Origin of the sequence: Enterovirga aerilata (assembly GCF_013044135.1) — a bacterium.
GTDB lineage: Bacteria > Pseudomonadota > Alphaproteobacteria > Rhizobiales > Beijerinckiaceae > Enterovirga > Enterovirga aerilata.
The window spans coordinates 841339-865282 of the sequence record NZ_JABEPP010000001.1; the positions used below are offsets into that span (position 1 = coordinate 841339).

General features: G+C 67.4%; 24 protein-coding genes. 15 read left to right on the forward strand and 9 right to left on the reverse strand.

The window, feature by feature from the left end:
- Nucleotide 1: 1 nt before the first annotated feature.
- The 9 genes from HJG44_RS04190 to HJG44_RS04230 all read right to left on the reverse strand — a co-directional run bounded on the left by HJG44_RS04190 (nt 2) and on the right by HJG44_RS04230 (nt 8474).
- Entirely contained in the window at nt 2-793 is a 792-nt protein-coding gene (locus HJG44_RS04190) for a glutaredoxin domain-containing protein (protein WP_171217042.1), read from the reverse strand.
- A gap of 27 nt (nt 794-820) precedes the next feature.
- The gene (locus HJG44_RS04195) at nt 821-1702 is read right to left on the reverse strand and encodes an isocitrate lyase/PEP mutase family protein (RefSeq protein WP_171217043.1); all 882 of its coding nucleotides are present in this window, start codon (nt 1700-1702) and stop codon (nt 821-823) included.
- A complete protein-coding gene (locus HJG44_RS04200) occupies nt 1699-2670 on the reverse strand; it encodes an ABC transporter substrate-binding protein (RefSeq protein ID WP_171217044.1) in 972 nt (323 codons plus the stop codon). The genes HJG44_RS04195 and HJG44_RS04200 overlap by 4 nt, the downstream gene beginning before the upstream one ends.
- A gap of 185 nt (nt 2671-2855) precedes the next feature.
- Nucleotides 2856-3719 carry a TauD/TfdA dioxygenase family protein gene (locus HJG44_RS04205; protein ID WP_171217045.1) on the reverse strand — a complete coding sequence of 288 codons (864 nt, stop codon included), beginning with the start codon at nt 3717-3719 and terminating at the stop codon, nt 2856-2858.
- Between the two features lie 49 nt (nt 3720-3768).
- Nucleotides 3769-4539, reverse strand: a complete 771-nt coding sequence (locus tag HJG44_RS04210; RefSeq protein ID WP_171217046.1) for an enoyl-CoA hydratase-related protein — start codon at nt 4537-4539, stop codon at nt 3769-3771.
- Entirely contained in the window at nt 4536-5348 is an 813-nt protein-coding gene (locus HJG44_RS04215; RefSeq protein ID WP_171217047.1) for an SDR family NAD(P)-dependent oxidoreductase, read from the reverse strand. Before HJG44_RS04215 ends, HJG44_RS04210 begins: the two co-directional genes overlap by 4 nt.
- Complete coding sequence (locus HJG44_RS04220) at nt 5348-6679, reverse strand: phenylacetate--CoA ligase family protein (protein ID WP_171217048.1); 1332 nt, start codon at nt 6677-6679, stop codon at nt 5348-5350. The genes HJG44_RS04215 and HJG44_RS04220 overlap by 1 nt, the downstream gene beginning before the upstream one ends.
- Complete coding sequence (locus HJG44_RS04225; protein ID WP_171217049.1) at nt 6676-7329, reverse strand: TetR/AcrR family transcriptional regulator; 654 nt, start codon at nt 7327-7329, stop codon at nt 6676-6678. Before HJG44_RS04225 ends, HJG44_RS04220 begins: the two co-directional genes overlap by 4 nt.
- Entirely contained in the window at nt 7314-8474 is a 1161-nt protein-coding gene (locus HJG44_RS04230) for an acyl-CoA dehydrogenase family protein (protein WP_210260895.1), read from the reverse strand. The genes HJG44_RS04225 and HJG44_RS04230 overlap by 16 nt, the downstream gene beginning before the upstream one ends.
- A 159-nt stretch (nt 8475-8633) precedes the next feature.
- Here HJG44_RS04230 and HJG44_RS04235 point away from each other — a divergent pair, with 159 nt between their 5' ends.
- From HJG44_RS04235 to HJG44_RS04305, 15 genes are all read left to right on the forward strand, one after another.
- Entirely contained in the window at nt 8634-9548 is a 915-nt protein-coding gene (locus tag HJG44_RS04235; RefSeq protein WP_346767096.1) for an SDR family oxidoreductase, read from the forward strand.
- Nucleotides 9549-9558: 10 nt separating this feature from the next.
- Complete coding sequence (locus HJG44_RS04240) at nt 9559-10422, forward strand: MaoC/PaaZ C-terminal domain-containing protein (RefSeq protein ID WP_171217051.1); 864 nt, start codon at nt 9559-9561, stop codon at nt 10420-10422.
- A gap of 4 nt (nt 10423-10426) precedes the next feature.
- The gene (locus HJG44_RS04245; RefSeq protein WP_171217052.1) at nt 10427-11860 is read left to right on the forward strand and encodes a hydroxymethylglutaryl-CoA synthase family protein; all 1434 of its coding nucleotides are present in this window, start codon (nt 10427-10429) and stop codon (nt 11858-11860) included.
- A gap of 17 nt (nt 11861-11877) precedes the next feature.
- On the forward strand, nt 11878-13083 hold the full coding sequence (locus tag HJG44_RS04250) for an acetyl-CoA acetyltransferase (protein WP_171217053.1): 1206 nt from the start codon (nt 11878-11880) through the stop codon (nt 13081-13083).
- Nucleotides 13084-13086: 3 nt separating this feature from the next.
- A complete protein-coding gene (locus HJG44_RS04255) occupies nt 13087-14238 on the forward strand; it encodes an acyl-CoA dehydrogenase family protein (protein WP_171217054.1) in 1152 nt (383 codons plus the stop codon).
- A gap of 305 nt (nt 14239-14543) precedes the next feature.
- Nucleotides 14544-14819 carry a hypothetical protein gene (locus HJG44_RS23520; RefSeq protein WP_246736009.1) on the forward strand — a complete coding sequence of 92 codons (276 nt, stop codon included), beginning with the start codon at nt 14544-14546 and terminating at the stop codon, nt 14817-14819.
- Nucleotides 14820-15693: 874 nt separating this feature from the next.
- The gene (locus HJG44_RS04265) at nt 15694-16350 is read left to right on the forward strand and encodes a DUF1127 domain-containing protein (protein ID WP_171217055.1); all 657 of its coding nucleotides are present in this window, start codon (nt 15694-15696) and stop codon (nt 16348-16350) included.
- 122 nt (nt 16351-16472) lie between these two features.
- Nucleotides 16473-16919 carry a cupin domain-containing protein gene (locus tag HJG44_RS04270; RefSeq protein WP_171217056.1) on the forward strand — a complete coding sequence of 149 codons (447 nt, stop codon included), beginning with the start codon at nt 16473-16475 and terminating at the stop codon, nt 16917-16919.
- Nucleotides 16920-17265: 346 nt separating this feature from the next.
- A complete protein-coding gene (locus HJG44_RS04275; protein ID WP_171217057.1) occupies nt 17266-18060 on the forward strand; it encodes an adenylate/guanylate cyclase domain-containing protein in 795 nt (264 codons plus the stop codon).
- 68 nt (nt 18061-18128) lie between these two features.
- The gene (locus tag HJG44_RS04280; RefSeq protein ID WP_346767082.1) at nt 18129-18848 is read left to right on the forward strand and encodes a response regulator; all 720 of its coding nucleotides are present in this window, start codon (nt 18129-18131) and stop codon (nt 18846-18848) included.
- 320 nt (nt 18849-19168) lie between these two features.
- Complete coding sequence (locus tag HJG44_RS04285) at nt 19169-19663, forward strand: cupin domain-containing protein (protein WP_171217058.1); 495 nt, start codon at nt 19169-19171, stop codon at nt 19661-19663.
- A gap of 29 nt (nt 19664-19692) precedes the next feature.
- On the forward strand, nt 19693-20580 hold the full coding sequence (locus tag HJG44_RS04290) for an alpha/beta fold hydrolase (protein WP_210260897.1): 888 nt from the start codon (nt 19693-19695) through the stop codon (nt 20578-20580).
- A 66-nt stretch (nt 20581-20646) separates the two neighbouring features.
- On the forward strand, nt 20647-21552 hold the full coding sequence (locus HJG44_RS04295; protein WP_171217059.1) for an AraC family transcriptional regulator: 906 nt from the start codon (nt 20647-20649) through the stop codon (nt 21550-21552).
- A 266-nt stretch (nt 21553-21818) separates the two neighbouring features.
- Entirely contained in the window at nt 21819-22712 is an 894-nt protein-coding gene (locus HJG44_RS04300) for an AraC family transcriptional regulator (protein WP_171217060.1), read from the forward strand.
- A gap of 134 nt (nt 22713-22846) precedes the next feature.
- Nucleotides 22847-23920 carry an NAD(P)-dependent alcohol dehydrogenase gene (locus HJG44_RS04305; protein ID WP_171217061.1) on the forward strand — a complete coding sequence of 358 codons (1074 nt, stop codon included), beginning with the start codon at nt 22847-22849 and terminating at the stop codon, nt 23918-23920.
- The last annotated feature ends 24 nt before the right edge of the window (nt 23921-23944 follow it).

A 23944-nucleotide genomic window follows, 5' to 3' on the forward strand; every position in this document is an offset into this window, starting at 1 on the left:
CTCAGGCGGCCTTCTCGCGGGAGGCCTCGGTCTCGCCCCACACGTTCTCGGGCAGCGGCAAGCCCTGCAGATCGGCCGCCGTGAGGCGGCCGTCGGGCTCGACGCCGAACTCGTCCAGCACGGTGATGAGCTGGCGGGTATGCTGGGCCGAGTGCCAGGCCGTGCGCTCGAGAATCTCGTGCATGCTCTGCTCGCCCCAATACGCCGTCATCCGGCCTTGGCACGCTGGATCGGGGTTCGCCGCCCACCATTCCTTGAACCGGCGGGCGACGTCGCGACCGTAAGCGGGGATGTCGTCGCCCGGCTTCACGCCGTGCGTACCGCGCATCATCAACTCGTAGGTGTATTCCGTCGGGATGCTGGCGGCCTCGACGAAGGCCTCCGTGACACGGAACGTGTGCTGCCCGAGGGCGCGGGGCGAGAAGAAGTTGCGGAACACGACGTCCACCGCCTCGGGCGGGATCTGGCGCATGTAGCGCTCCGCCGCCGCGAGCACGTTGTTCAGCCGGTCGACCAGAACGGCTGGCGGCAGCCGCGTCTCGGCCTCCACGTCCAGACCGAGGAACGCGACGATATCGGCGAGCGATTGCGCGTAGACGAAGCTCGAGCCCTGGGCGACGATCGGCACGCTGCGGGCCCCGAGCGCGAGGAGCTGCTGCATCGCTTCAGGGTTGTCCTTCACGTTCACGGATTCGAAAGGGACGCCGCGCCGGTTGAGGAACTCCTTCGTACGTAGGCACGAGCTGCATCCCGGCGCCCAGAAGACCCGGACCGGATCCGACGATCGAAGCATCTCACCGCCTCCCAAAACGCGCATCGCTTACCGGGCCTTTGCGAAAAGCTGCTCGATGCGGGCGGCTTCACCGTTGCCTACGATCTCGCCGATCTCCGAGAATTTCGTCATCTCCGGGATGATCGCCTCGGTCGTGCCAGTCTCGTGCAGAGCGGCGAGGAGCTTCGTCTGCGCTGCGACGCTGACCTGGATCAGCGACAGCGGGTACAGGGCCATGGCGAAGCCGAAAGCCTTAAGTTGCTGGGCGCTGTACATCGGCCGGATCGTCTCGGCCGCGACGTAGATCACCGGGATGGAAACGCTTCGGGCGATTGTCTCGAGCTCGGCCGGCGTGGAGAGGGAGGGGACCATCACGGCGTCAGCACCCGCTGCCTCCATCACGCGGCAGCGCCGGGCCGCTTCCTCAACCCCGAGGATGGTGACGGCGTCGGTGCGGCCAATGATCAGGAAATCCGGCGAGAGCCGGGCCCGGCACGCGACTTGAAGCCGAGCGGTCATCTCGTCCTCCGACGCCAGCTCCTTGCCGGCCATCGCACCGCACTTCTTGGGCATGCGCTGGTCTTCGAGATGCAGCCCGCCAAGGCCTGCGCGCTCCAATCCGCGCACCGTCTCCCAGATGTTCACTGGGCCGCCATAGCCGGTATCCGCATCCGTGATGACGGGTACGGTGACCGCCTCGGCGATCCGCTGTCCCTGGACAATCACCTCGCTCATCGTGACGATGCCGACATCCGGCTTTCCGAGGCTCGCCGCGTAGGAGAAGCCCGAGATGTAGACCGCCTCGAAGCCCGCGCTCTCGATGAGGCGGGCACCAAGCGCATCGTGGCAGCCCGGCACCATCGCGAGGTCCGGGCCGGCCAGCATCCGGCGCAGCTTCTCGCCGGGGCTCGTCACGCTGGCTTGGCTCATTGCGAAGCCCTGGCGGTCTTCTCGACCTCGGCCTGGTCGAACGCGTTGATGGCCGGCACGAAGGCGTTCGTGAACATGTCCGACGGCTTCACATCGTCCTTCAGCTCGCCGGTCGACTTCATGAAGTTGATCGTCTCCGCGGCGGAGCTGGGCGGCATCTCGCCCCATTTCGCGCCCGGCTCGACCTTCAGGAACTCGATGCGGGTCTCGACGATATGCAGCGCCTGGCGCAGGGCCTCGGCGTCGGAGAGGTTGCTCGGCTTCGTGGCCGGGAACACGGTCCAATGCGCCTTCACGGCAGCTTCGGGATTGGCGATCGTGAAGGCGGTGCCTTCGGCCACGCAGCGCAGGAACTTGCCGACCACCTCCGGATTGGCAGCCGCATAGTCGTCGCGCGTGAAGATCGAGCTGCCCCAGTTCAGCTTCTCGGCGGCCTCGCTGGTGAAGCGGCGGAACTTGAGCCCCATGTTCTCGGCCGTGGCGAGCTGAGAATCCCAGGTGCCCCAGGCTTCGACGCGGCCCGCGCGCAAAGCCGCGACCGCCTGGGCGCCCGCGCCGGTCTCGATCCAGCTCACATCCTTCTCCGGGTCGAGCCCGACCTCGGTCATCATACCCTTAAAGACGCGATATTGCTGCGCGCCGTAGGAGAAAACGCCGACTGTCTTGCCCTTGAAATCCTTCAGGTCCTTGATCGGGCTCGCCTCGGGCACGACGAGGAAGACGAAGTTCTTCCGCATGTTCATGTAGACGGCCTTGATCGGGCCGCCCTTCGAACGGGCGATGATCGCCGCCGCCGGGCCCGAGAGCACGAACTCGACGCGCCCTGTCAGCAACGCCTGCACGGCCGCGTTCGTGTTCGTTGGCTGGATTTCGACCGCAAGCCCCTCCCTTTCCCAACACTTCGTGTGGATCGGGACGGAGGTGTTGTTCGCCTGGGACACATCGATGACCGTCGAGCCGACGGCCATGGTGACCTTCTGCTGCGCCGATGCGGGCAGGACGGCAAAAAGCGACGCGGAAGCGCCGAGAAGTGTCGCGAGAAGCCGGCTGATGGTTTCCTCCTGTCCGGCCGCTTGGCGACCGCCTTCTTGGACGGGAACCTGAGCAGGTTCCCGTCTTCAAACAACGTACTCGGTAGTATGTTTGACGTCAATCAGGCGGCCTGCGCCATCTCCTCGTCCGCCACGATGTAGCCGAGCGGCTCGCCGAGCAGCGTCGTGCGGTAGAGGCGGCGCGGGATGTTGATGTCGTAGTCGTCGAGCGCCAGGTGCATCGCGCAGCGATTGTCCCAGGCGATCATGTCGTCCGGCTGCCAGCGGTGTCGGTAGGTGAATTCCGGCTGCACCGAATGGCGGAACAGGTATTCGAGGATCGGCTGCGCCTCCTCGTCCTTCATGCCGACGATCCCGGTGGTGGTCATCTCGGCGACGAACAGCGCCTTCCGGCCGGTCTCTGGGTGGACGCGCACGACGGGCTGGGCGACCGGCGGATTGCGCTTACGCACGTCGGACAGGTCGCGCCCGCGCGAATGCCTGGCGACCGTCATGTCCTGGATGCCCCAAAGGCCGTCCAGTAGCTCCTTCATCTTGTCCGACAACGTCTCGTAGGCGAGGTACATGTTGGCGAACATCGTGTCGCCGCCGACTGGCGGAATGACCTCGCAGCGCAGGAGCGAGCCGCGCGCGGGGCGCAGCGTCGTGGACAGATCGGAATGCCATTGCCGGCCGACCGGCTGCTTGCGGCCGTCGATGACGGCGTTCACCACCGGCAGGATCTCGTGGAAGTCCGGATCGCGGAACTTCGGGATGGTGCGATGGTCGTCGAGCTCGCCGAAGCGGCGGCTGAACGCGACGTGCTGCTCGTGGGTGAGCTTCTGGCCGCGGAACAGCAGGATGACGTGGTCCTGCCAAGCCTTCTCGATCGCAGCGAAATCCGCGTCGCTGATGGGCTTCGTGAGATCGACGCCGCCGATCTCGGCACCGATGCCGGCCGAAAGCTTCGTGACTTGTATCGCCATTTCTTCCTCCGTGATGTCCGCCTTGTCGCGGGTGCTTGTCCTGGTCCTGTCAACGGCCCTTGAAGACTGGCCTCCTCTTCTCGAGGAAGGCCGCCCGGCCTTCCTCGAAATCCTCGCTCGAGAAGAGCAGCGCCTGCCCGTCGAGCTCGGCTGACAGCGCTTCGTCGAGGGATGCAGCGTGCGTCATGTGCGCCTTGGTCAGGCCCACCGCGAGCGGGGGGGCGGCGGCGAACCCGACCGCGACGGCGATCGCTTCGTCGAGCAGCCGCTCGTCCGGTACGAGCCGGTCGAGGAGGCGAGAGGCGAGGGCTTCCTCGCCGCCCGTCACGGGCGCAGCGAACAGGATCCGCTTCGCCTCGCCAGGCGTGACGCGGCGCGCGAGCGACCAGCCGAGCGCGAGATCCGCCATCAGGCCGACCTTGGCGAAGGCCGAGCAGAAGCGCGTGCCGGGGCTGCCGACGACGTAGTCGCACGCGAGGGCGAGCGACATGCCCGCTCCGAAAGCGTTGCCGTTCACGGCCGCCACCACCGGCTTCGGCCCGCAGACGATCGTGCGAAGCAGCCCGTGCGAATGCGCCATGCGGGCGCGGGACGCCGCCGGATCACGGCTTGGCAGGCTGGACAGATCGCCGCCTGCACAGAAGCTGCTTGCCGTGCCGGTGAGGACGATCGCGCGGCATTCACCATCAGCCGTCAGATCGTCGAAGGCGTGCACGAGACCGCCGCGCAGCTCCGGCGACAGAGCGTTTCGGCGCTCCGGCATGTTCATCGTGACGATCGCGACGGCGCCGCGGCGTTCGGTCAGGACGGGAGCGTTCACGCGGCCTCCTTCCCGAGCCCGGCCGGGCGCATGTCGACAGGTGCGGCCAGGAAGCTCCCGCCGTCGACCCGCAGGATCTGGCCCGTGATCATTCCCGCCGCTGGCGAAAGGAGGAAGGCCACGAACTCGGCCACTTCCGCAGGTTCGACAAGCCGGCGGATCGGCGTCTCGCGGCGGAGGCGGTCCCGGAGTTCCGGCGTGCTGTTCGCCTGGAACGCGGGTGTTGCGACGGTGCCGGGCGCGATGCAGTTCACGCGAATGTCGTCGGCGGCCCATTCCAGGGCCAGAGCCTTGGTCAGCCCTGCGACGCCCGACCGGGCCGCGACGGAATGCGCCATGCCGAGTGCTCCCCGCTCCGCACCCGTAAGCGAGATCGACAGGATGCTGCCGCCGCCGCGGAACAGCGGGCGCGCGGCCTGGCACAGGTGAAAGACGGCCGTGAGATTGAGGTCGATGACGGCCTGCCAGCCGCGCGGGCGGATGTCTTCCGCGGCGGCGTAGAACTGTCCACCGGCGTTGTTCACCAGTCCGGTGAGACCGTGCCTGGACGCGAACTCGGCGAGCGCCGTGCGCGCGGCATCAGCGTCGCGCACGTCGCACGGGATCGGGACGAAGCGCCCGCCCGCAGCCGCAACTGCGGACGCCGTCTGGTCCAGCGGCTCCGCGCGACGGCCGCAGCCGCCGACGACCGCGCCGAGGCGCGCCAGCCGTTCGGCGATGGCGCGGCCGATGCCCGTGCCCGCGCCGGTGACGAAGACGGCGGCGCCGTCCAGCGCTCCCTCGCGGAAGATGTCGGCGGCCCGTGTCATCAGTCGTCGGCCCGGACGAGGCGCTTGGCCTTGTGGGTCGTGCGCTCCAGGCTGCCCGGCGGCAGCAGCTCGATCTCGGCGCGGATCGACAGACGCTGCTTGATCGCCTCGGCCAAGCGGGCGGGGAGGGCAGGATCACTGCCTTCCACCCGCAGCCGAATGCCCTTGAGAAAGCCTGTCGCGTCATCCCTGACGGAGCGATCGACGACGATCTGGTACTCGTCCCCGAGCCCCGGGATCGCGCGAACCACGTCCTCGACCGCGGACGGGAACACGTTGACGCCGCGCACGATCAGCATGTCGTCGGCCCGGCCGTGCACGCCGCCGACGAGCCGCGCGTGCGTCCGGCCGCAGCCGCATCGCGAGCGGTCCCGCACGACGATGTCCCCGGTCCACCAGCGGACGAGCGGCCCAGCCTGCTTGTCGAGATGGGTGACGACGAGGACGCCCGGCGTGCCGTCCGGCACGGGCGCCTTCGTGTCCGGATCGACGATCTCGGCGCAGACGAAGTCCTCCGCGATATGCGGGCCGCTCTGCGCCTCGCACTCGCCCGCGATGGGCTGGAATTCGAGGCAGCCGTAGAAGTCGTAGCAGCGGGCATCCCAGAGATCCTGAATGCGCTTGCGCGTGGCGGGCACGCTCGCGCCCGGCTCGCCGCCGACCATGATGGCCCGCACCTTCGAGGTCGCCGGCGACAGGCCGCGCTTCTCGATCTCCTCTCCCAGATGGACGATGAACGAGGGCGTGCCGCACAGGACCGTCGTGCCGTATTCGAAGATCGTCGAGATTTGGCGCGCGGTGTCCTGGCTCCCGGCCGGGATGCAGGTCGCCCCGGCGCGCTGGTAACCGAGCGTCGCCCCGAGCCCGCCGACGAACCACGTGTAGGTGAACAGGCACTGGAAGACGTCGCCCGGCTCCACGCCCTGCGCGTGCGCCGTGCGGGCATAGAGGTCCGCCCAGCGATCGAGGTCGCGCTGCGTCCAGAATTGCGGCGTGGGCTTCGCGGTCGTGCCCGACGAGAAGTGGATACGCCGGACCTCGCTCATCGGCACCGAGACGAAGCGGCCGTGCGGCGGAGCGGCAGCCACGGACGCGACGTAGTCGGCCTTGTGGGTGAAGGGCAGCGCGGTGATGTCCGACAACTCGCGGATCTCCTCCGGCTCGAAGCCCATCCGGCCGAATAGGTCGCCGTAATGGCCGGGGGAGCGGGCGAGGCGTCCGAGCTGCTCGCGAAGCCGCTCGAGCTGATAGGACTCTAGCTCGTCTCGGCTCCAGGATTCGACCGGGCTCCAATGCCCCGCCGATCCGGTCTGATCGAGGGCGGCGCTCATTTGGCCATCCTCAGGCCGGACATGGCGAAGTCCACGATCGTGTCGGCGAGCGCCTTGCGGTCAGCGGCCGACTGGTTGCGGCGCGGCCGGTACCAGAGGGTCGTCCAATTCAGGGCGCCGAAGAACGCCTTCACGACGATGCGAACATTCTGGTGCGGGATCGCGCCTTCCCGAATGGCTTCCTCGATCGTGTCGGAGAACAGCTTCTCGTATTTGTCGCGAAGGTTGAGGATATGCTTAAGGGTGGCCCGCTGTTGTTCTGTCGTCTGCCCGGCAAGGTGCATCTCGAGGCCCTGCACGGCAACGCGCTGATAGGCAAAGTTCTGAATAATGACGGTGATATGAGCGCTCGCCATGGCGCGCAGGCGGTCGATGGCAGCCCCTTCCTGCTGTGCAGCCTCCTGCACGGCCGCGAGATCCATCTCCATCCCGCGCAGATGGACGTCGAAGAAGAGATCGGTCTTGCTCCGGTAGTGGTGATAGACCCGGCCCTTGGTGGCGCCGAGAAGATCGCAGACATCGTCGATGCTCGTCGCCGCGAAGCCCTTCTGCATGAACGCTTCGGCGGCAGCGTCGAGGATCTCCGTCCGGCTCGCGCTGTCCGTGCTCGTCGCGACCGGCCGGCGCAGGCTCGCTACTCCGCCGCGCATAGGCGCTCCTCCAGGCTCTTGAATTCCGATTTGATGGCCCGGGCGAGAACGAGGCGCTGGATCTCCGAGGTGCCCTCGTAAATCTCGGTCGCTTTCTGGTCCCGATAGATGCGCTCGACGAGGTTCGGCTTCACGAAGCCCTGGCCGCCGAAGACCTGCACGCCGACATCCGCGGCCTCGTGCGCGACCTCGCTGCAGAACAGCTTGGCCTGCGCCCCGATCGCCGTGACATCCTCGCCCTCGTCGTAGGCATAGGCAGCCTCGAAGGCGAGCATGCGTCCGGCCGAGATGCGGGTCGCGAGGTCCGCGAGCTTGAAGCCGACACCCTGGTGGTCGATCAGCGGGCTGCCGAAAGTGGTCCGCTCGACGGCCCGTCGGCATGCCGCCTCGTAGGCCGCGATCGCCAAGCCGATCGACTGGGCCGCAACCGTGATGCGACCGATGTTCAGCGTCGCCAACGCGAGCCTGAGGGCCGAGCCCGGAGGCGAGAGCAGCCGGTCCGCCGGCACCCAGGTGTCGAGGACGACGGACGCGTTTACCGTCCCGCGCATCCCCATCTTGTCCTCGCGCGCCTCGTCGTCGACCCCGTCGGCATCGCTGTCGACGATGAAGGCCGCAATGCCGCGGCGCCCGGTGCCGGGCGCCGTCTGCGCGAAGACGACATAGAGGTCGCAGATGCCGCCATTGCCGATCCAGCACTTCTCGCCTCGGATCCGCCAGCCCGTGCCTTCGCGTGTTGCGACGGTCTCCATTGCGGCGGGGTCCGAGCCTGCGTTGCGCTCGCTCAGCGCGAAGGAGATGGCCTTGCGGTCGCGCGCCACGGCGCCGAGGAACTTCGCCTTCTGCTCGGGCGAGCCGCCGAGGAGAACCGGGGTCGCGCCGAGCTGGAGCGTCGCCGCGATCCCGCTCGTCGAGGCGCAGCCGCCCGCCATCTGCTCCATGGCGGCGCAGAAGGCCATCAGCGAAGCGCCGCCGCCGCCATAGGCGCTGGGCAGGAACATGGTCGCGATGCCGGAATCATAGAGAAGCTCGACATTCTCGGCCGGGTAGCGCTGCTCGCGATCAATCTCGGGAGCGCGAGGGGCGAAATGGCGCGTCGTGAGGTCGGCCGCGACGTCGCGCCAATTGCGCGACGCCTCATCCAACCGAGGAGTCCAAATCGTCGCCATCGCTCGGTATCGTCTCCACCCCGCGACCGCCACGTCGCGGCCGCATCTTCTCGCTTGCAAACAACGTACTCGGTAGTATGTATGCCGTCAACGTCCATGCTCTACGAAGAGCTGCGAATGTCGGGAGAGAACGCCGTGGTTGGTATGCTGGAAGGCAAGGTGGTGGCCGTCACGGGCGCGGCTCGCGGCATCGGCCGCGAGGTGGCGCTGCTCTGCGCCCGTGAGGGCGCCGCGGTGGTCGTGAACGATTACGGCGGATCCGAGCACGGCGAGGGTTCGGACGAGAGCCCGGCCCAGGAGGTCGTGCGGGAGATCGAGGCGGCGGGTGGCTGCGCCGTCGCGAACGCGGCGTCGATCTCCGACCCGGCTGGTGCCACGTCCATCATCGAGGACGGCGTCTCACGTTTCGGCCGCATCGACGCGATCGTGAACAACGCAGGATTCCTGCGCGACGCGATCTTCCACAAGATGTCGATCGCCGATTGGCGCGCCGTGATCGACGTGCATCTGAACGGGTATTTCTACGTGGCCAAGGCCGCCGCGCAGCATTTCCGCGAGCAGGGCTCAGGCTCCTACGTCAACTTCACGTCGACCTCGGGACTGATCGGGAACTTCGGCCAGGCCAACTACTCGGCCGCCAAGATGGGCGTGGTCGGCCTGTCGAATTCCATCGCGCTCGACATGGGGCGGTTCGGCGTGCGCTCGAACTGCATCGCGCCCTTCGCCTGGAGCCGGATGACGGCGAGCATTCCGGCAGAGACGGAGGCCGAAAAGCTGCGGGTGGAGCGCTTCAAGTCGATGAGCGCGGACAAGGTCGCTCCGCTCGCCGCCTTCCTGTGCTCCGACGCGAGCAAGGACGTCACCGGCCAGATCTTCTCCGTGCGGAAAAACGAGATCTTCCTGTTCAACCGGCCGCTGCCGATCCGGTCGATGCACCGGTCGGAGGGTTGGACGGTCGAGAGCATCGCGTCGGACCTTATCCCGGCCATGAAGCAAAGCTTCCAACCGCTGAAGCGCTCGGCAGAAGTCTTCGCCTGGGACCCGATCTGAGGTCGACGCCATGCCCCTCGATCCGGATATCCTGAAGAGCTGCATGCCGATCGAGACGCGGCACGCGCTGACGCGTCGCGACACCATCTTGTACTCGCTCGGTATCGGCGTCGGGATAGGGGAACCGGGCGGGGCCGAGGCGCTGCGCTTCGCCTATGAGCCCGAACTCGCGGCGTTCCCGACCATGGCGACGATCCTCGCCTATCCCGGGTTCTGGCAGAGGGAGCCGCGCTTCGGGCTCGACTGGCGCCGGATTCTCCATGGCGAACAATCCGTTCGCATCCACCAGCCATTGCCCGTGGAAGGCGTCCTGGTCGGGCGGACGGAGATCGATGGCATCTTCGACAAAGGCGCTGACAAGGGTGCGCTCATCTATTCGCGACGCGAGATCCGGGACGAAGCAACGGGCGATCTCGTGGCGACGATCATCCAGGGATCGTTCCTTCGCGGCGACGGCGGTTTCGGGGGCTCAGCCGAGGGGGCCCCGAGGCCGCATTCCGTTCCCGAGCGGGCGCCGGACGTGACCATCGACCTTCGGACTCGGCCCGAACAGGCGCTCATCTATCGCCTCTCGGGCGACTACAACCCGCTCCATGTCGATCCGGATGTCGCGAGAGCCGCCGGCTTTACACGCCCTATCCTGCATGGCCTGTGCACCTATGGGGTTGCCGGCCGCGCGGTGCTGGCCGGCCTGTGCGATGGAGAGCCCGAGCGGTTGACCCGGATCGACTGCCGCTTCACGGCCCCGCTTTATCCGGGCGAAACGATCCGGACCGAGATCTGGCGCGAGGGCGAAGGTCGGGCCGCGTTCCGGTCGAGTGTCGCGGAGCGCGGGGTCGTCGTCCTGAACAACGGCCTCGCGGAGTACAGGTGAGGGCATGGTCGGTATCGCGGCGTTCGGCGCCTACATCCCCCGCCTGCGGCTGCAGCGAGCCTCGATCGCGGCGGCGCATGCCTGGTTCAACCCGGCCCTGAAGGGGCTTGCCAAGGGCGAGCGCTCCTTCGCGAGCTGGGACGAGGACGTCGTGACGATGGCCGTCGAGGCGGCACGCGACTGCCTCGATGGTCGCGATCGCGCGGAGATCGCCTCGCTCTCGCTCGCATCGACGACCGCGCCCTTCGCCGATCGTCAGAACGCCGGGATCGTCAAGGAGGCCCTGAACCTCGACGACGCCGTGTCCACGTTCGATCTCGGCGGAAGCCAGCGGGCCGGCGTCTCCGGCCTGATCCAGGCGATCCGAGCGGCCGCCTGCGGACCGGTCCTTTGCATCGCATCCGAGAAGCGGGCGACACGGCCCGGCTCCGAGGGCGAGATGACGAGCGGTGACGGAGCGGCCGCTCTGCTGGTTGCACCGGGGGAGGGCGTCGCGCGCCATCTCGGCGACCACAGCGTCTCGGCCGACTTTGTCGACCATTTCCGCGGCGAAGGCGAGAAGTTCGACTACGGCTGGGAAGCGCGCTGGATCCGGGACGAGGGCTATGCCCGTCTCGTCCCGAAGGCGGTCGCGGGCGCGCTGGCGAAGGCCGGGCTCGCGGCCGGGGATATCGACCGCTTCATCCTGCCCGCGCCCATGCGGGGCGTCGCCGAGGCGATGGCCAAGGCCGCGGGTATCCGGCCCGAGGCGGTCGCGGACGGGCTCGCCGCGACCGTCGGCGAGACCGGAGTCGCCCACCCGCTGCTAATGCTGGCGCATGCGCTCGAACAGGCCAAGGCCGGCGAGCGCGTCCTGGTCGCCGGCTTCGGCTCCGGCTGTGATGTCGTGATCTTCGAGCGCACCGCCGCGACCGCGGCGCCGCGCCTCGGCGTCTCCGGCTGGCTCGCCCGGCGCAAGGCCGACGCGAACTACATGAAGTATCTCGTCTTCAACGGGCTGATCGACATCGAGCGCGGCATGCGGGCCGAATTCGACCAGAAGCAGCCGCTCACGGCACTGTGGCGGAACCGGAAGACGGTGCTCGGGCTCGTCGGCGGGCGTTGTACCAAGACCGGAACGATTCAGTTCCCGAAGACCGATATCAGCGTCAATCCAAACGACCGCTCGGTTGGCACGCAAGAGGACCATCCGCTGGCGGATCGGCTGGCCCGCATCCTGACCTACACGGCCGACCGGCTGACATACACGCTCGATCCGCCCGCGCATTACGGCATGGTCGAGTTCGAGGAGGGCGGCCGCATGAACGCGGAATTCTGCGACGTCGAGCCGGAGGATGTCGAGGTCGGACGCCTGATGCGCATGATGTTCCGCATCAAGGCGATCGACGAGCAGCGCGGGTTCAGGCGGTATTTCTGGAAGGCCGCCCCGGCGGATTGAGGCGAGAGGAGCGGGACATGCCCACGGGCATCAAGGACAAGGTCGCCATCCTCGGCATGGGCTGCGCCAAGTTCGGCGAGCGCTGGGACGCCGACGCCGACAGCCTCATGGTGGAGGCCTATCTGGAAGCGCTTTCGGATGCCGGCATCGAGACGTCGATGATCGACGCGGCCTGGCTGTCCGTCGCCTTCGACGCGATCAATATCGGGCCGTCCGGCATCCCGGCCTCGATGGCGCTCCGGCTGCCGAACGTGCCGGTGACCAAGGTCGAGAACTACTGCGCGTCCGGCACGGAAGCCTTTCGGGGCGCGGTCTATGCGGTCGCGAGCGGCGCGGCCGACATCGCGCTCGCAATAGGCGTGGAGAAGCTGAAGGACACAGGCTATGGAGGCCTGCCGGTCCGCACGCGCGGCACGACCTTCGACATGATCGGCGTGGTCGGCTCCGCGCCTGGCAACTTCGCCCAGCTCGCGGGCGCCTACCGGGCCCGGCACAACGTTGCGCCCGAGGACCTGAAACGGGCCATGGCGCATGTCTCGGTGAAGAGCCACGCGAACGGCGCGAAGAACCCGAAGGCGCATCTGCGCAAGGCGATCGACATGGACACGGTGCTGAACGCGCCTATGATCGCCGAGCCGCTCGGGCTCTTCGACTGCTGCGGCGTTTCGGACGGCGCCGCCTGCGCGATCGTCACCACGCCGGAGATTGCGCGCGGCCTCGGCAAGACCGACCTCGTGACCGTGAAGGCGCTGCAGCTCGCAACCTCGAACGGCTGGGAGCTGCAGGGCTCGGGCTGGGACGGCAGCTACTTTCACACGACCCGTGTCGCGGCCGAGCGCGCGTACCGGGAGGCGGGCATCACGGATCCCCGCAACCAGATCAGCCTGATGGAGGTGCACGATTGCTTCTCGGTGACGGAGCTCGTCACCATGGAGGACCTGCACATCAGCCCGGAGGGCGGCGCCGTGAAGGACGTCCTGGACGGGGTTTTCGACGCGGACGGCAAGATCCCCTGCCAGATCGACGGCGGTCTCAAGTGCTTCGGGCATCCGATCGGCGCGTCCGGACTGCGCATGATCTACGAGAACTACCTGCAGATACTGGGCCGAGCCGGTCCCCGCCAACGTGTCGACCAGCCGGTGCTCGGCCTGTCGCACAATCTCGGCGGCATGCCGAACCAGAACGTCTCGGCCGTCGCGATCGTCGGGCTCGAGGGCGCCTGACCGATGGACCGCGAGACGCTCGACGCACTGCGCGACGCGATCCGCCGCTTCACGCGCGAGCGGCTCGTTCCGCTCGAGGCGGAGGTCGCCGAGACGGACAGGATCCCGGGCGAGATCGTCCAGGAGATGCGCGATCTCGGCCTGTTCGGCCTCACCACGCCTGAGGAATATGGCGGCCTCGGCCTGAAATCCTCCGAGGAGATCGAGCTCATCATGGAGCTCACCTCGGCCTCGGCCGCCTTCAGGTCGACGGTCGGGATCAGCCTCGGCCTCGGCTCGCAAGCGATCCTCATGGACGGGACGGAAGCCCAGAAGGCCGAATGGCTCCCCCGCATCGCCTCAGGCGAAGTGATCACCAGCTTCTGCCTGACGGAGCCGGAGTCCGGTTCAGACAGTGCCGCGCTGCGCACCTCCGCTGTCCGCGACGGTGACGCCTACGTGCTGAACGGCACTAAGCGCTTCATCACGAACGCGCCGATCGCGGGGCTTTTCCTCGTCATGGCGCGCACGAGCCGTGAGGCGCTGCCAAAGAACGGGCATATCACGGCCTTCCTGGTTCCCGCCGGCACGCCGGGCCTGCGGATCGGACCGAAGGACCGCAAGATGGGCCAGGCCGGCGCATGGTCTGCGGACGTCTATCTGGAGAACGTGCGGGTCCCGGCGGAGGCCATCATCGGTGGGAGCGAGGGGCGCGGCTTTGCCACCGCGATGAAATCCCTCGATCGTGGGCGCATCAACGTCGCCTCCGTCTGCGTCGGCCAGGCCCGCCGCATCCTCCACGAGGGCATCCGGTACGCCGCAGAGCGCAAGCAGTTCGGGCAGCCCATCGGGCAGTTCCAGCTTGTCCAGGCGATGCTGGCCGACAGCCAGGCGGATCTCTATGCTGCGGAATGCATGCTCCGCGACGTCGCGAAGCGGTATGACGCAGGCGAGCGTGTCTCGCTCGAGGCATCCTGCACGAAGATGTTCGCGTCCGAGATGGTCGGTCGCATCGCCGACCGCGCCGTCCAGATCCATGGCGGTGCGGGCTACATGCGCGACAGCGCCGTCGAGCGCTTCTACCGCGACGTGCGTCTGTTCCGCATCTACGAGGGTACCACGCAGATCCAGCAGGTCATCATCGGCCGTGAGCTGATGAAGCGAGCTGAGGCTTGAAAGGCTCTCCCTCTCGTCACGCTTAGTCGTCCAGCGGCGGCCGGGGCAGGCATCGTCGGTCTGCCGACACACTGTGCTGCCAAAAACGTTCGGTTCAACACATGTCCGCTTCGGAGCAGCGGGCCGTTCTGGCTGAATGACCGGCATGGGCCGAAAGCCACCGCTGAATTTGGCCGCTGCACGAACCCGCTGCGCGGGATGGGCGCGCGTGATGAGGGGCGCGTAGAGAGGCGAGCGTTGCGCCCGCCTTGAGGGCGGCCCGGCGTGGTCTGACCATCCGGCTCCTTTCACGGAGGAGCCTGGCGATGATCCTTCCCGTTCTCGACGCGCCTGTGAGCCCGCTGCGGCAGCGGCTGATCGACGACATGACCATGCGGCGTTTCTCGCGCGAGACGCAGCGCAACTACATTCGCGACGTCGGGCGGCTGGCCACCTTCCTGGGCCGCTCGCCCGACGAATTTTACCCTTGCCGAGTGGCAGCAGGCGAAGCGCCAAGGCATCCATCCGCGCTGGCTCAAGCAGGCTGTCCAAGCGTGCTGGGCCAGGTCCGATGGGACGCAGGCCTTCCAGCGCAGTCTTGAGGAGCGCGGCTTCTTCCTAGCGCGAGGCGACCGGCGCGGCTTCGTCGTGCTCGACCACGATGGGGAGGTCTACTCGTTGCCTCGGATGCTGGACCTGAGGACCGGGGAGATCCGCGCTCGTCTCGGCGATGGGGGCGAGTTGCCGAGCGTCGAAGCGACGAAGCGGCAGGTCGGCCAGCGGATGACGCCGGCAATCAAGCGGCACATCGCAGAATCCCGCCTGCACTTCCGGAAACGCGCGACCACCTTGGCCAATGCGAACATGCAGATGACCTACCGGCACAGGGAAGAGCGCTCGCGACTCGACCAGCGCCTTGCAACGGAGTGGGACGAAGAGGTCCGCGCCCGCGCCCGGCGCCTCCCGACCGGTCTTCGCGCGATCTGGGCTCGCGTCACGGGGCGATACCGAGGACCCGGGCCGAGCTCGAGGCAGAGGCTGATCGGTCGCGGGTGCGGCAGGAGGCGGAACGGCAAACGCTGATCGATCGACAGCTCGCGGAATGGCGTCCTCTGCAGGATCGCGTCAGGGAGTTGCGGCGGCGGAGGCAGAGAAACTCTCCGAGCTACGCCGCGAGATGGGTGGCCATCTTCAGCTCGTTCGGGCTCCGTCGCTTCAGCAGCGACTCGACGACCCAGCAGAACCCGAACCCGGGCGAAGGCAACCCCGACGCGAGATGTGAGCAGCCTTTCGTACCCGAACCGGGTTTTGGGCTTGGCCGTACGCTTCGCGCCCTTCTGCGACATCTGGAAGCGTAAGGGTCGCTCCCGAAAGCGGCCATTCGATATGGGCCGGTTCGGCTCGCATATGAGGCGTTCGCCATGCTGGGCGGCGAAAGGCTGCTTGCCAACGTACCTGCTAGGCTGGCTGAGTTCGATGTACTCTAGGGTCTTCCTGCGTCGAGACATCAGCACCAGCGGCCTCCATTGCAAACAAAATCGATTTTGGCCGCCCTGCAATAGTCAGGAAATTCGCTCACGCAAAAAGCAGCTCGTTCCCAACACGGAGACGATCATGCTCTTTTTCATTTTCAAAGCGCTGGCCAGATCAGCGGAACGCCGCCGCCTGCATGCCGAGCTTCATCAGCTGAGCGACGCGACCCTGAAGGACATCGGCCTCACTCGACATGATCTTCGGCGCGGGCTGGCGGAGGCGGCGGAACCTCTGGAGGCGACGGCCGCACGCCTGCACCGGCACACGTCTTCCGCAAAGCTCAAGCTGGTCGCGAGAGTGCTTATCGTCGGCTCGCTCGTCGTCAGCCCCGGGCAGAGCCGGGCCGAGGCGTTCCTCGCGTGGTTCGACCAGAATGCCGCAGAGAGTTCCGGCGAGGTGGCGACGAGCATGTTCTACGGCGGCGGACACTGGCACGCCTACGGGACAAACCCGAAGAGGACGCAGCCGCGGGAGTTTCTCGACCAGGGCGGACAACCCTCGCTCGACGGCGAGGAGGCCTCACCGGCACGAGGCTTCGGCCCGCAATCCGAGCGCACCCCGACCAGGAGCGAGCCCGCTCGCGAGCAAACGGCGCGCTGACTGGTCGTCCCCTCGTCCGATGCGCGGCGGCTTTGGATGCCGCGCCCCTTCAACCCAGCGACCCACGTTCCAAACCGGGCCCCTGCGCCCCGGAACGCACGCGTGAGCAGGAAGACTCCCTCATGTCCGATCCGGCACCCCCCTCGCACCAGCTCACGGTGCGCGTCGTGAAGCCCGGCACGCCGTTCCGGGGAAAGCAAGGCCACGTCTACACGCCGGCCATCTCTGGCGGGTCGGTCGGGGCAAAGGCCCTCCACATGCAGGTTCTCAGGCTCCCTCCGAACGAAATCGGGAAGGCCCACAAGCACGAGTCGCACGAGACGGCCATCTACATCGTCAGCGGCCGATCGGCGGTCTGGTTCGGCGAGCGGCTTGATCATCACGCGGCCGCCAGCGCTGGGGAGTTCGTCTACATCCCGGCGGGGTTGCCGCACCTCCCGTACAATCCGAGCCCCACGGAGGAATGCGTCGCAGTCATCGCGCGGACCGACCCTAACGAGCAGGAGAGCGTCGTGCTCCTTCCCGAGCTCGATGGAGCGATGCGGGACAGCCTTCGCGTGCTGGCCTGAGGCGGGCGCAGCGCGGCAGGTCGTCAATGGGCGGCGTGGTCCGCAGCGGGTCGATCCCGTGAGCCAAACCCCAGGCCAAGAGCACAGTCCCGATGCCGGCGCAGATTCGGACAATGAACCGCACATTCGTGCAATCGCACGGGACGCTGCTGGGGCAGAGCAGGCGGCAGGAGAGCGCCTCGTGTCCGTGAGCGGGGACGACGCTCTTCCCCGCATCGAGGAGGGCCCCCTCCCCATTGCGGTGTCTCCCGGAGAGCCTGGCACCGGCACGGATGGGCAACCCACCTCGGAGCGCCCGCGACCTGGGGGCGCCGCCGCCTACGATCCAATGCACCCGAGCAGGACCATGTTCACCACTCCCGTCGACCCGTTCACCGAACGCACGAGGCTTGCCCGCTCGTCCCGGTTTCCGGCACGAGGGCACGACCTCCCGCCTCCGCATCGACGTCGTCCGATATCCGACCCCCGAGGCGCGCGGCGGTCAGATAGTGGCAAGGCGGCTCGCGTACGCGCGGCGATCCTCTTCGTCGACCTCCGGGGCTTCACGGGAACGGCGGAGCGCCTCGGTCTCGAGCGCACGCACGACATGCTCCGCAGCTACTACCGGATCATCGACCGTTGCGCAGCGGCCTCCGGCGGCTCCGTCCTCGGATATCAGGGCGATGGCGCCATGCTCGGCTGGGGTGTTCGGCGCAAGGACCCCCACCATGCCGCAGGCGCGGTGCGGGGCGCGATCGAGCTGCTTTCCGCGCTGACGGCATGGCTGGAGCGTCACGGAGCGCCTGCATCGCCGGTAGCCGTCCGCATCGGCGCCCATTGCGGAGAGGTGATCGTGGATCGCCTGGGCCGGGGCTCGGCGGCGGGCCGCACCGCGTTCGGCGACGTTGTAAACCTCGCAAGCCGCCTTTCGGAAATCGCCGCGGCGGGAGGCGCGCCCGTCGCCTTTAGTGAGCGGCTGGTCCGGGAGGCCGGTCCCGACGTCGTCGCAGCGATTGCGGATCGGCTCTCTGCCCCGCTTCTCACGGTCGTGCGCGGCCGATCGCGTAGCGTCCTGGCACAGTTCTTCGGAACGGCGACCGAGCCGCTTCGCCGCCGTCCGGGCCCGCCGGACGTGGAGGATGGCGATGGGGGCAGGGCCTGACCATCGTCCTCCCGCAAGCCGCCGATCGCCCTTTCTGCCGACCGCCCCTCTCGAATTGGAGCCTCGCCGTGACGAAACACGTCGTGCTGGTCGACGACGACGCATCGATGCGTCACCTCGTCAGCGACTACCTCGCAAGCAATGCGTTCGAGGTCAGCGCCGTCGCGGACGGGGACGCCATGGATCGCGTCCTCGCGCAAAAGGCAGCCGATCTCATCGTTCTCGATTTGCAACTCCGCAACGAGAACGGTCTCGACCTCATGCGCCGGCTCGACGGCCGGGCAGACGCCCCGATCATTCTCATCACCGGAAGCAGAAGCGACGAGGCCGACAAAGTAATCGGGCTCGAACTCGGGGCAGACGACTACATCACCAAGCCGTTCGGACTGCGCGAATTCCTGGCTCGGGTGCGGGCGGTCCTCCGCCGAAGCGATGCGGTAGCCGCGGCGGGCAAGCGGAGATCCGACCGATCGACCTACCGATTCGGAGAGTGGCAGCTGTCGCTGCGGACGCGCCGCCTCACGACGGGCGACGGGCCTCCGGTTCCGCTCACGGCTGGCGAGTTCAACCTGCTGACCGCCTTTTTGCGCGCCCCCCAGCAGGTCCTGTCGCGGGAGCAACTCCTAGCCGCGAGCCGCGTGCACGACGACGAGGTCTTCGACCGCAGCATCGATGTCCTCATCCTGCGGCTCAGGCGCAAGATCGAAACGAACCCGTCCCAGCCACGCCTGATCAGGACCGAACGCGGCGCCGGCTATGTCCTGGCGGTTCCCGTCGAGGTGGCATGAGGTGAACGAGCGGGATTCCAGGCGGGGGCCTTCCCCCCGCAGGCCATCCACGGCCGGTAGGGCAGACGACGATGGATCACCTCAGCGGCGGCGAGACCAGGCGAGAGGAGCCCTGGATCCGTTCGGATCTTCGGTCGTGATTGAGGCCGCTCAGGGTTACAGGTGCAACACGTTCAGCCCTGCTCGAAACCGCCCCGTAGCACGCATGCTCACGTGATGGTCCCTGCGGACCGACGGTCCGTTCCCGCTGCTCGCCGGTTCGTCTTCGGGACGGATGCGGCGGCCCCCTTAGGGAGCGGCGGACCAGACAGGAGACCAGGATGAACGCTTTAGCTCAGGTCGCACGGCTTCCGGACGCGGCTGCCGTCCACTCCACCCGCGGGCTCGTCGTGAGCCGGCCCGAAGATGCCAGGCCCTTCGAGGCCATTCCGGGCGAGATGATCTCCATCAGGGTTCACAGCTCGCAGGTCGGCGGACATTTCGCGATCCTCGAGTCCCTCCTTCAGCCCCGTTGCGGTCCGCCTCTCCACACGCATCGCGAGGACGAGACGTTCCAGGTGCTGGAGGGAACGATGACCTTCCTTTGCGAAGGGCGCCGCCTGGAGGGCGGGCCGGGCACGATCGTGCACGTCCCGGCCGGCATGGCCCACGCGTGGGCCAACCTGACCGACAGGCCCGCGAGGATGCTCGTCACCCTGAGCCCGGGTGGGCTGGAAGACATCTTCGCCCAACTCGCCGGACGTTCACCGGCCGAGTTCGGGGAACTTGTCGAACGCTATGGGTCCGTCATCGTCGGCGGTCCGATCTCTTCCTGAGTCCAGCGCCGAAACGGAGGTCGGACACCATGATCGACGTCGCATTCTCGACGGCGCGGCTTCAGCCCGTGGCCGGATCCACCATGAACGTCACGATCGCCGGGGAGGGCGAGGCCGTCCTTCTCGGCCACAGCTACCTTTGGGACGCTGCTATGTGGGCTCCCCAGATCGCCGCGCTCTCCCGCTCCCATAGGATCGTCGCACCCGATCTCTGGGGCCATGGAGGCTCGGGTCGCCTGCCACACGACGCGACGACCCTTGAAGACTTGGCCGCACACCACCTCGCGCTCATGGACAGTCTCGGCATCGAGCGGTTCGCGGTAGTCGGCCTGTCCATCGGCGGCATGTGGGGCGCGGAACTCGCCCTCATGGCGCCGGACCGGGTCTCTGCGCTCGTGCTCCTCGACACCTTCGCCGGCGCGGAGCCCGCAGAGGCGAGAGCCGGCTATCGTCTGATGATGGAGATGGTCGGACAGGCAGGCCGCGTCCCAGAGGCACTCGTCGACAAGCTCGTCGGGCTCTTCATCTCGCCGGACGCGGCAGCGAGACAACCCGATCTGCCCGCAACGTTCCGCAAGAGGCTGGGGAGCTGGGATCGGCAGGCTCTTCTCGAGTCGGTCGTTCCGCTCGGGCAGATGTTCGTGGAAAGGAGGAGCCTCCTCGCGCAGTTGCCCACGCTCGCCATGCCGGCTCTCGTGGTGACTGGGAGCCTGGATGTACCCCGTCCGGTCCACGAAGGGCGGGAGATGGCGGCGATCCTCGGCTGCGAGTTCGTCGAGGTGGCCGGAGCGGGCCACATCAGTTCGCTCGAAGCTCCCGACGAGGTGAACAGAATTCTCCAGGATTTCTTGCGACGTCATCGTGGCGAAACAGATCACGGCGATTCCCGAAAGAGACCAGCCACAATCCAAGCCTGACGTTGCCTTCCTCCATCCGAACGGATCGGGTGACCATATCGGCTGGACCGAGCCGGATACTGAGCAATGACCATACCAAGTCCGTGCGAAGCACTGACCTCGCAGATCAATGCCGCCGTCCCGCACATCGTCACGCGACTCGGCGGCTCCTCCGTCAGCATCGTCCGGCATCGACCCCGCTCGATCGGAGAAGGCGACCTCATATCGGTCGCGGCGGAGGATGCCTACGTGATTATCTACCAGCTGGTGGATCATCCTCGGCACGACACGTGGTTGGGCGGGAGGTTCACCCCGGCCGGGCCGGCTCCGCGCGGGACGCTCAACATCGTCCATCTCGGCGAGGGGCTCTCGGCACGGTTGCTGGCTCCGTTCGACAGCCTGATCTTCCACATCCCGCTGGCCTCGCTGAACGAGCTGGCCGATCGGGAAAGACTTCCGCCCGTGTCCGCCCTGCGAACTCCGTCCGAGGAGGCGATCGGAGACCCATTGCTGCGCGATCTGCAGGACAGCCTCCTGCACATGCTCGACCGCCCAGACGGGACCAGTCGGCTTCTGCGCGATCATCTCGTCATGGGACTGCATGCCCATTTCGCGGAACGCTACGGCGGGCTTGGGACCGGGCAGCCCCATCGGCCCGGCGGGCTGGCGTCGTGGCAGGAGCGGCGGGCCAAGGAGCTGATCGCGTCGAACCTCGCCAAGGATCTCACCCTTGCGGAGGTCGCCGCCGAGTGTCGGCTTTCACCGGCTCATTTTGCGAGAGCCTTCAAGGCGTCGACCGGGTCGACGCCTCATGGTTGGCTCCAGGCGAGGCGGATCGAACGCGCGAAGGAACTGCTCGCCAAGCAGAACCTCGCGCTGGCCGAGGTCGCACTCGCGTGCGGCTATGCCGACCAGAGCCATCTCACGAGGACGTTCGGCGCGCGGGTCGGGATGTCGCCGGGCGTGTGGCGACGGACGTATTCGCGAGCCTGATACAGCCGTGTTGTAGCCGCCTACGGCAGCGGGAGCTCCGGTGAGCTGCAAAGTTTTCCCTGCAGGCAGGCCTGGACCCGCGCCCGGCAATCGCGCAGGCTCCGCTTGACAGGAAGCTTTCAGCCGAAAGGTCGATCCTGATCCTGGCGAAAGCGGCATCGGGCACGCGCTCATGATGATGCTGGGCGCGATGCAGGTTGGCATGCCGATGGCTCCGGTCTCCACCGCCTACGCGACGATCCGTCGGATGATTGCTGGAGCAGCGCATGCGCCGAGTTGGCAGCGAAACGGTGTCGCCCCGCTTCCCCGGTGACGGTCCGACCCTAGTCACGCGGACGGCCTCGTCCGCGATCAGCGTCACCCGTTACGCTCCGTCCGATGTCGGCGACGGCCTCGACATCCGCATGCCGGCCGAGGATGCGTTCGTCGTCGTTTTTCAGCTGCGCGAACATCCAGCTCACGACTTCTGGATGCATGGACGGTTTGCTCCGGCCGACGCGGCCCCGCGCGCGACCCTGAACATCGTCGACCTGGCGGCCGATCCGCGCGCCCAGTCGACGGCGCCGATCGACAAGCTGATGTTCCATCTTCCCCGCCCGGTGCTGGACGAGGTCGCCGAGACTGTGCGTGCGCCGAGAGTGGAGTCGCTGACGGCCCCGCTTGGCTGGAGAACGCCCGATCCCGTGATCGAGCAGATGGAAGGGCTGATCCTCGGCGCGCTGGAAGGCCGGTACCGCAACAGGCTCTTCGTCGATCATCTCCTTCTCGGTCTCACCGTCCATTTCGCGGTCACCTATGGCGGCCTGCGGACGACCGAGATGCCGGCGTCCGGCGGCCTGGCGCCCTGGCAGGAGAGGCGGGCGAAGGACCTTCTCGCCTCCAATCTCGCGCGCGACATTTCGCTCGGGGAGGTCGCCGCCGAGTGCGGGCTGTCGATCAGCCACTTCTCGCGCGCCTTCAAAGCCTCGACGGGCATGCCGCCCCACGCCTGGCTCCAGGCCCAGCGGGTCGAGCGGGCCAAGCAGATGCTCCGCAGGTCGTCGTCATCGCTGGCCGGCATCGCACTCGAGTGCGGCTTCGCCGATCAGAGCCATTTCACCCACATCTTCGGCCGCAAGGTCGGAATGTCGCCGGGCAAGTGGCGGCGGATGGGGAGCTGACGTTGGTTCCGTCGTATCGCCAATCCGGGTTTCGAAGCCCGAAATAGCACAAACAGACAAAAGCCAGCTCATCCGCTCAATCAGCTCGGTCGACGTCCGCAGATGATCCGCTCGAACATCGACCGGATCAAGCAATGTCGACCAAAGCCTACGCGGCCCACTCGGCCGGACAGAAACTCGCACCGTTCGCTCTTCAGCGTCGCGCCGTAGGACCGGAGGATGTCCGGATCGACATCCTGCACTGCGGCGTGTGCCATTCGGATCTGCACACGGTTCGCGGCGACTGGCCCGGCATCCGTTTCCCCGTGGTGCCCGGACACGAGATCGTGGGCCGTGTCGCCGCGGTGGGAGACAGCGTGTCCCGATTCCGACCCGGCGACATTGCCGGCGTGGGATGCATGGTGGGCTCCTGCCTGCGCTGCGATTCCTGCTGCGAGGGCCTCGAGCAGTACTGCGATCACGGCTTCGTCCAGACCTACGGCGGCAACATCTTCGGCGGGGGAGAGACCACCTACGGCGGCTACGCTACGGATATCGTGGTGGACCAGCGCTTCGTGCTCTCCGTGACGCACAAAGGCGACCTGGCCGGCGTCGCCCCCCTTCTCTGCGCAGGCATCACGTGCTGGTCGCCGCTCAGGCGCTGGCGTGCAGGACCGGGCAGCCGGGTCGGTGTCGTCGGGATCGGCGGGCTCGGACACATGGGCGTCAAGCTCGCCGCCGCGCTCGGCGCGCATGTCGTCGCCTTCACGTCGTCGGAAGGAAAGCGCCGGGAAGCCCTGTCGCTTGGAGCCCATGAGGTGGCCGTCTCCCGCTATCCCGAGGAGATGCGGGCGCACGCGAACTCCCTCGACCTCCTTCTCGACACCGTGGCGGCGCCGCACGACCTCGACACCTACTCCCAGCTGCTGAAGCGGGATGGAACCATGGTGCTCGTCGGCATCCCCGAGCGGCCACATCCTCCGATCGGTGTCGTGAACCTCATCATCAAGCGCAGGGCGATAGCCGGATCCGCCTTCGGCGGCATCGCGGAAACGCAGGAGATGCTGGACTTCTGCGCCGAGCGGAACATCACGGCCGACGTCGAGCCGATCTCCATCCAGGACGTCGAGACGGCCTACGAACGGCTCCAGCGGAGCGACGTCCGGTACCGCTTCGTCATCGACATCGCGAGCCTTCGGGACGAGCTGCTCCATGCCTGGCGGTCGTAACCGCTCGGGAGCGGCCGAGCACGG